A 7703-nucleotide genomic window follows, 5' to 3' on the forward strand; every position below is an offset into this window, starting at 1 on the left:
TCCAGCCGGCGGCGGCCGCCAACCTTCATTCCGAGGAGGCCCTGATCCCAGCCCTGGATGACCTGGCCAATGCCGACCTTGAAGTCGAGTGGTGCACCGCGGTTCCAGGACGAGTCGAATTCCTCGCCGGTGGAAAAGGCGGCGCCGACGTAGTGGGCGGAGACGGTGTCGCCAGCCTTGGCTTCCTCGCCGGAGCCCTCGATCAGGTCGGAGATGACCAGTTCGGTAGGTACGTCGGTGCCGGGAAACTCAATTTCGGGCTTGGTGCGGGCGGTGCCGTTGGATCCGATAGACATATTTTTCCTCTAAGTGGTGGTGGTTGGCGGGGGCGGCCGGAATTACTCGGCCGTCACCTTTTCGACGATTTCTACGTAGAACGCCAGGGTGCCGGAGGGGCGTCCCTCCGGGGCAGGGTCCCCGTAGCCCATCGGTGCGGGGATGACGAGCAGGACTTTGCTGCCGACCGTCTGGCCGGCCAGTCCCTTGGTCCAGCCCTCGATGACGCCGGAAAGCGGGAACTCGATCGGCTCGCCACCGGGGTAGCTGGAGTCGAACTGCTCTCCGTCTTCCCAGCGCCACCCGGCATAGTTGGCAGCGATGGTGTCTTCTTCGGTGATCACTTCACCGTCGCCGGCTTCGAGAACCTTGATGACCAGGTCATCTGAGGGTTCGTTGTCGGGAATCTCGATGACAGGTGCGTCGTCGTCGTCAAACGTGAAGGTGGGAAGCTGGCCGTCGGCGTCGAGCTCTTCAACGGCTTCGGGGCTGAGCACCTCGGGCACCGGTGGTGCTGCCTCGGCACTGAGTACCTGCATCACGATCAGCTGCTGGGGCTCCTGGCCTTCGATCACATTGGTGTAGGCGATCTGCGACCCGATGGTGGTGCCCACCAGCACTTCGTAGAGTTCAGGGTCGTCTTCCTGCAGTTTCTCGATCAGGTCGAGGGTCTGCGGCTCGGCGGAATAGGTGTCGCCGAGGACTGAGCCATCCTCGGCGTTCAGACCCACCAGGTGGAAGGAGACGCGGTCGCCGTCGGCGATTGGCTCGCCGTCGCCGGCGGTGATCGTGGCAGCGGCGGGGCCGGTCACGTCCAGCGGTGATTCGAAGGTCACCTCGGGAGCTTCCTCATCGGAGCCGCCCTCAACCCGGACGGATTCAAGGATCGCGGCGTCACCGGCGGTCTTCAGTTCAGCGTCGCCGGTATCACCGCCGCAGGCGGACAGCACTAACAGGACGGGCAGAGCAAGGGTGAGAGCTTTTCGCACGGTGCTTCTTTCGCAGGTGATCGGTGGCGCGTGCCGTGGGGGCCGCAGGAAGCTGGCCATTTTTCGTGAATGAACCTATCCAGCGTAACGGTTTAGGGCCGGTGGTTTCTCCCGTCGAGCAGTTTCACCGGGGATTCACAGCTGGGCGAGCAGCGCTTCGACCCGTTCGTCGACCGATTGGAAGGGGTCTTTGCACAGGATGGTTTGCTGGGCGCGGTCGTTGAGCTTCAGATGCACCCAATCGACGGTGAAGTCCCGGTTGGCGTCCTTCGCGCGTCGGACGAATTCCCCCCGGAGCCGCGCACGGGTGGTCTGCGGTGGAATGTCCACGGCATTTTTGATGTCGACGTCGGTGACCACGCGCTCGGTCTCCCCCCGCTGCTGGAGCAGGAAATACAGGCCGCGTTCCCGGGAAATGTCGTGATAGGTGAGATCCAGTTGTGCCACCCTCGCGGACTCCAGGCCAAGACTGTGCCGGTCCCGGTAGCTGTCAATCAGCTTCTTCTTGATGGCCCAGTCAATCTCACGGTCGATGAGCCGATGGTCGCCGGTGCCGATTGCCTGCAGGGTCCTCCCCCACAGCTCGAGGATCCGTTCAACATGCGGGGTGTGGGCCCCGTTCGTTTCCACGAACTGGCGCACCCGCGCGAGATATTCCTGCTGCATGTCGAGCGCGGACATGGTGCGTCCACTAGCCAGCTTCAACGGCTGGCGTCCGGTGAGATCGTGGGAAATTTCCCTGATGCTGCGGATCGGGTTTTCCAGCCGGAAATCCTTCATGATGACGCCCGCCTCGATCATCCGCAGGATCAGGTCAACCGATCCCACTTTCAGGAGGGCGGTGGTCTCGGACATGTTGGAATCGCCGGCGATGACGTGGAGTCTGCGGTAGTACTCGGCGTCGGCGTGCGGCTCGTCCCGGGTGTTGATGATGGGCCGCGACCGGGTGGTGGCCGACGACACGCCCTCCCAAATGTGGTCGGCACGCTGGGAGAAGGCGTAAAGCGCGCCGGTCTGGGTTTTGAGGACCTTACCGGCACCGACCAGGAGCTGCCGGGTGACGAGGAACGGGATCAGGATGTCGGCCAGCCGGCTGAACTCGAGCTTCCGGGGAATGAGGTAGTTTTCGTGGCTGCCGTAGGAGTTCCCCGCCGAGTCGGTGTTGTTCTTGAACAGGTACACCCGTCCGTCGTAGCCCTCCTGCGCGAGCCTGCGCTGCGCCTCGGCCACCAGATCCTCCAGGATCAGCTCGCCAGCCCGGTCGTGCGCGATGAGCTGGGCGACGTCGTCGCACTCTGCCGTGGCGTACTCGGGGTGGGAACCGACATCCAGGTACAGCCGGGACCCGTTGGTGAGGAACACGTTGGAGGAGCGTCCCCAGCTGACCACCTTGCGGAACAGATACCGGGCCACCTCCTCGGGTGACAGCGGGCGGGAGTTGGGCCCCGAGTAGGCGATGCCGAATTCCGTTTCGATGCCGAAAATCCGGCGGTCCATCAGAGGCCGTCCTTCCCGAAGCCCAGCATGTCTCCCACTTCGGTGGGAAGGATCCGCCGGAACGCCCGCCGGGCGCCGCGGGTGGTCAGCGGGTCCCTATCCAGGACTGCAACCTCAAGGGTGTCGGGGCTGAGGCGCGTCCGGGGAGCGCCGGTCGCGCCGCCGCCGTGCCGGAGCGCATCCACCGCGGTCCTGACCGCTTCCGCGAAACTATGCTCGGCGTCCCACTGATCGGTCAGGACGTCACCGACGGCATCCGCCTGTCCGCCCATCACGATGAACCGTCGTTCGTCGGCGATCGAGCCGTCGAACGTGAGGCGGTACAGGTGGTCAGCGTCGGTGCGGGGCCCTACCTCGGCGACGGCCAGCTCCACTTCAAAGGGTTTGCTGTCGGCGGTGAACACTGCGCCAAGACTTTGGGCGTAAACACTGGCCAGCCCGCGGGCGGTGACGTCTTCCCGGTCGTAGGAATATCCCCGCACATCGGCGTAGCGGACACCCGCCTGGCGGAGGCTCTCGAACTCGTTGTACTTCCCCACGGCGGCAAAAGCGATGCGGTCATAGATTTCGCCCACCTTGTGCAGGGACGGTGAGGGGTTCTCGGCGACCAGTGCAATCCCATCGCGGCAACTGAGCACCACCACCGATCGTCCGCGGGCGATCCCTTTCCGGGCAAAATCGGCCCGGTCCTTGGTGAGCTGCTCAGGCGAAACGTAGAACTGTTGTGTCATGCTCATGCCTCCCGTCCTGCCACCGAGCGCGAGTCGATGACCTGCGCGGCGGCCAGCGCCAGCTCCCGCTCCGGAATCCGGCGGGCGCCAGCACTATTGACCGTGTACACCACCGGCCACAGCTGGCGGACGACGTCGGGGCCGCCGGTCGCCGAATCGTCGTCGGCCGCGTCGTAGAGGGATTCGACGGCGACCCGAACCGCGCGGTCCTCGTCGAGATTCGGTTTCCACAGCTTCTTCAGGGCGCCCCGGGCGAAGGCGGCGCCGGAACCGACGCTGTGGTGTTCCTGCTCCTCATAGCGACCGCCCGTCACGTCGTAGGAGAAGAGCCTGCCGACCCGCTGGACGGTGTCGAAGCCGGCGAAGAGGGGGACGACCGCCAGCCCCTGCAGCGCGAGTGGGAGGTTGGCCCGGATCATTGCTGCCAGCCGGTTGGCCTTGCCATCAAGGCTCATCAGGGTGCCCTCGATTTTTTCGTAGTGCTCAAGCTCCACCTGGAAGAGCCGCATGATGTCGAGCGCTATTCCGGCGCTACCAGCAATGCCGAGTACGGAGAACATGTCGGCTGGGAAGACTTTTTCGATGTGCCGGCTGGCGATAATGTTGCCCATCGTGGCGCGCCGGTCACCGGCCATCAGGACGCCGCCAGCGTACGTCATGGACACGATCGTGGTGGCGTGCGGCGCCACCGTCGCGGCGCTGGCCGGGGTCAACCCTCCGGCCGACCGGCTGGAGGGCAGCAGATCGGGGTGGTTCGACCCCAGATACCCGCTGAACGACGTGGAGGCTGCACGGCCAATCGACGCGGTAGCGTCTTCCGGAATCATTAAGGTTACTGGCCGCCCTTCTGGACAAAGCCGCGGACAAATTCTTCGGCGTTGGATTCGAGCACCCCGTCGATTTCGTCCAGCAGATCATCGACCCCCTGGGTCTGTGCAGTGGGTGCGCCGCCCTCGGGTGCTCCGCCGGTGTCCGGGGCCGGAGTGTCCTGCTGTTCGTCCTGCTGCTCGGGCCGTGACCCGGTATTCCTGCGGTCCTGTGTAGCCATGGCTGGCACCTTTCATTGCTGAGGATGTGATGCGCAAAACCTAGTGATGTCTATGGTGCCATGTTGGATTGTGGCCTGCTCAAAAGCCGCGCAACAAATTCTTCGGCGTCGGCCGATGCAGCGAACAACTCTTTGGTGAGGGCAGCTGTTCCCCGGAGGGGCTCACGGGTCTGGATTCGTTGCAGCCGACGTTGGGACGGCAACTCGAAGATGATTGAGTCCCAGCTGGCGCCGACCACTTCGCGGGGAAAACTGCTGATGCAGCGGCCACGGAAGTAGGCCCGGGTGTCTTCGGGCGGGTGGGACACGGCGGCGTTCACCTGCTCATCGGTGACCAATCGGTCAATCTGGCCGCGGGCGCTGAGCCGGTGGTAGATGCTTTTCTCTGGCCGGAGGTCGGAGTACTGCAGGTCCACCAGGGCCAGGCGGGGGTCATCCCAGGCCATTCCGTCGCGGCTGCGATACGCCTCAAGCACTTTGAGCTTTGCCACCCAGTCAAGTTGGTGTGCGGCGTCGAAGGGGTCCCGGCGCAGTGTATCGATGAGGGCGCCCCAGCGTTGCAACACGTCGGCGCTCTGCGGATCGGTTCCACCCTGCCGGTCCGATTCCGTCAGGCAGGCGTCGAGGTAGATTTCCTGCAGGTCCAGGGCGGTCACCGACCGGCCGTCTGCCAGCCTGATGCGGTGACTCAGCGTGGGGTCGTGGCTGACCGCCTGCAGCTCCCGGACCGGGTCCTGGATCTCGGGAATCGAGGCGTTGTCCCTCTCGATCAGGGACAACACCAGGGAGGTGGTCCCCATCTTCAGATAGTTCGAAATTTCGCTCAGATTGGCGTCGCCGATGATTACATGGAGCCGCCGGTACTTTTCGGCGACCGCATGAGGCTCGTCCCGGGTGTTGATGATGGGTCGGCGGACGGTCGTTTCCAGGCCGATCTCGTTCTCGAAAAAGTCGGCACGTTGGCTGAGCTGGAACCCGGGTGACTGATGGGAGGCGCCGATTCCTACCCGGCCTGAGCCACAGATTGTCTGGCGGGAGACGAAGAACGGAATCAGCGCCGCTGCGATGTGGTTGAAGGGCACGCTGCGGGGCACCAGATAGTTTTCGTGCGACCCGTAGGACACGCTCTTGTTGTCGGTGTTGTTTTTATACAGGTTGACTGGAGCGAAGCCCGGGGTGGCGGCGATCCGGCGCATGGCTGCCAGCGCCACGGAGTCGCCGGCCCGGTCCCACAGGACGGCGTCCAGCGGGTTGGTCACCTCGGGCGAGGAATATTCGGGATGGGCGTGATCGACGTACAGCCGTGCCCCGTTGTTGAGGACCAGGTTCATCAGGACTGCCGAGTCCAGCGGGCCGACGTCGTCGAGCGCCGCATCGACCAGGGCAACCTGCTCGGCGGTGAGGATCGGCGGACTGTCGGTCAGCTGGGATGGATCGGCTGCGTGCCGGGCCTGTTGCCACCCGCGGGCGTCAGCCAGGGGTGCCTCATCCGTGTAGTCCCAGCGGGTGCCCGCGAGGTTGCCGAGACCCTCCCGCAGGGTCGCCGCGTAGGCGTTCACCACCTGGGACGACAGGACTGTGGCGTTGGCGTCCGGAATCGACGGCGCGATGATTCCGTACTCGGTTTCGGTGCCCATCACGCGGTGGGCGGAAAACCGTTCGGGGTCGAGGACTGACGGATCGGCGTGGTGTCCGGCTGGTGTCACAGATACTGTCCGGTATTGGGCGTGGTTTCAATGGTCTTCCCCGGCTCCTGCCCGGCCTTGCCCTGCACGATGGTGCGGATATAGGTGATCCGCTCCCCCTTCTTGCCGGAAATCCGGGCCCAGTCATCGGGGTTCGTGGTGTTGGGGAGATCCTCATGTTCACGGAACTCGTCGACGACGGCCCGGAGGAAATGCTCAATGCGCAGGCCCTTCTGGCCGTCCAGGAGCAGATCCTTGATGGCGTACTTCTTGGCCCGGTCCACCACGTTCTGGATGACAGCGCCGGAGTTGAAGTCCTTGAAGTAGAGCATTTCGGTGTCACCGTTTGCGTAGGTGACCTCGAGATATTCGTTGGACTTTTCGGTGGAGTACATTTTTTCGACCGTGCGCCGGATGATTGCCTGCACGGTTGCTGCGCGGCTGCCGCTGTACTCGTTGAGGTCGTCGTCGTGCAGTGGCAGGTTCTCGGTGATGTACTTGCCGAAAATCTCGGCTGCACCCTCGGCGTCGGGGCGGTGGATCTTGATCTTCACGTCCAGACGGCCGGGCCTGAGGATGGCCGGGTCGATCATGTCTTCCCGGTTGGAGGCACCAATCACGATGACGTTCTCAAGCTTTTCGACGCCGTCGATCTCACTGAGGAGCTGAGGAACGATAGTCGTTTCAACGTCCGAGGAGACGCCGGTACCCCGCGTCCGGAACAGGGAATCCATCTCATCGAAGAACACCACCACCGGGCTGCCGTCCGAAGCCTTCTCGCGGGCCCGGGCGAAGATCAGCCGGATGTGGCGCTCGGTCTCCCCCACATACTTATCCAGCAGCTCGGGTCCCTTAATGTTGAGGAAGTAGCTGCGCGTCTCGGTGGACCCGGTGCGTTCAATGGCACGCGCCGCGAGCGAGTTCGCGACGGCCTTGGCGATCAGGGTCTTACCGCAACCGGGCGGACCGTAGAGCAGGATGCCTTTGGGCGCCTTCAAACCGTGTTCCCGGTAGAGGTCAGGGTGCAGGAACGGAAGCTCGACGGCGTCGCGAATCTGCTCGATCTGCGGCCCGAGCCCCCCGATGTCCTCGTACGCGATGTCCGGGACCTCTTCGAGCACCAGGTTCTCAACCTCACTGCGCGGGACCTTTTCGAGTGCGTAGCCGGACCGGTTGTCGACCGAGAGCGCATCACCAACACGGATCCGCTCGGATTGGAGCGGACCGTTGAGCCTGACCACCCGCTCCTCATCCGCCCGCCCGATGACCAGTGCGCGGTCGGAGCCCAGGAGTTCCTTGACGGTCACCAGCTCGCCGGAGCGTTCGAACCCCAGCCCCGCGATGATGGTCAGGGATTCGTTGAGCAGTACTTCCTGGCCGGGCATCAGTTGCGCCAGATTGACCAGCGGGCTGATCGCGACCCGCAGCTTCCTGCCGGACTGCAGAATGTCAGCACTGTCCTGGGACGCGGCGGACG

Annotated in this window: 7 protein-coding genes and 1 pseudogene (1 of these 8 cut by a window edge); all 8 read right to left on the reverse strand. The window is 64.1% G+C overall.

What is annotated here, in order from left to right:
* Positions 1 to 296 (reverse strand): FKBP-type peptidyl-prolyl cis-trans isomerase (locus K728_RS18985; RefSeq protein WP_443110950.1); only part of this gene is annotated, 296 nt, incomplete at its 3' end.
* 42 nt (positions 297 to 338) lie between these two features.
* Complete coding sequence (locus K728_RS0109100) at positions 339 to 1265, reverse strand: FKBP-type peptidyl-prolyl cis-trans isomerase (protein WP_162148043.1); 927 nt, start codon at positions 1263 to 1265, stop codon at positions 339 to 341.
* Between the two features lie 135 nt (positions 1266 to 1400).
* Positions 1401 to 2762, reverse strand: a complete 1362-nt coding sequence (gene pafA / locus K728_RS0109105; protein WP_019482713.1) for a Pup--protein ligase — start codon at positions 2760 to 2762, stop codon at positions 1401 to 1403.
* Positions 2762 to 3493 carry a proteasome subunit alpha gene (prcA, locus tag K728_RS0109110; protein ID WP_024476505.1) on the reverse strand — a complete coding sequence of 244 codons (732 nt, stop codon included), beginning with the start codon at positions 3491 to 3493 and terminating at the stop codon, positions 2762 to 2764. The genes pafA and prcA overlap by 1 nt, the downstream gene beginning before the upstream one ends.
* A gap of 2 nt (positions 3494 to 3495) precedes the next feature.
* Positions 3496 to 4320 carry a proteasome subunit beta gene (gene prcB, locus K728_RS0109115; protein WP_019482711.1) on the reverse strand — a complete coding sequence of 275 codons (825 nt, stop codon included), beginning with the start codon at positions 4318 to 4320 and terminating at the stop codon, positions 3496 to 3498.
* 5 nt (positions 4321 to 4325) lie between these two features.
* On the reverse strand, positions 4326 to 4541 hold the full coding sequence (locus K728_RS0109120) for a ubiquitin-like protein Pup (RefSeq protein ID WP_019482710.1): 216 nt from the start codon (positions 4539 to 4541) through the stop codon (positions 4326 to 4328).
* A 50-nt stretch (positions 4542 to 4591) separates the two neighbouring features.
* The gene (dop, locus tag K728_RS0109125) at positions 4592 to 6178 is read right to left on the reverse strand and encodes a depupylase/deamidase Dop (RefSeq protein WP_237742117.1); all 1587 of its coding nucleotides are present in this window, start codon (positions 6176 to 6178) and stop codon (positions 4592 to 4594) included.
* A gap of 65 nt (positions 6179 to 6243) precedes the next feature.
* Positions 6244 to 7703, reverse strand: a pseudogene (gene arc / locus K728_RS18990) (proteasome ATPase); it runs 303 nt beyond the window's last position.

The organism is Arthrobacter sp. CAL618 (genome assembly GCF_000468215.1).
GTDB lineage: Bacteria > Actinomycetota > Actinomycetes > Actinomycetales > Micrococcaceae > Arthrobacter_D.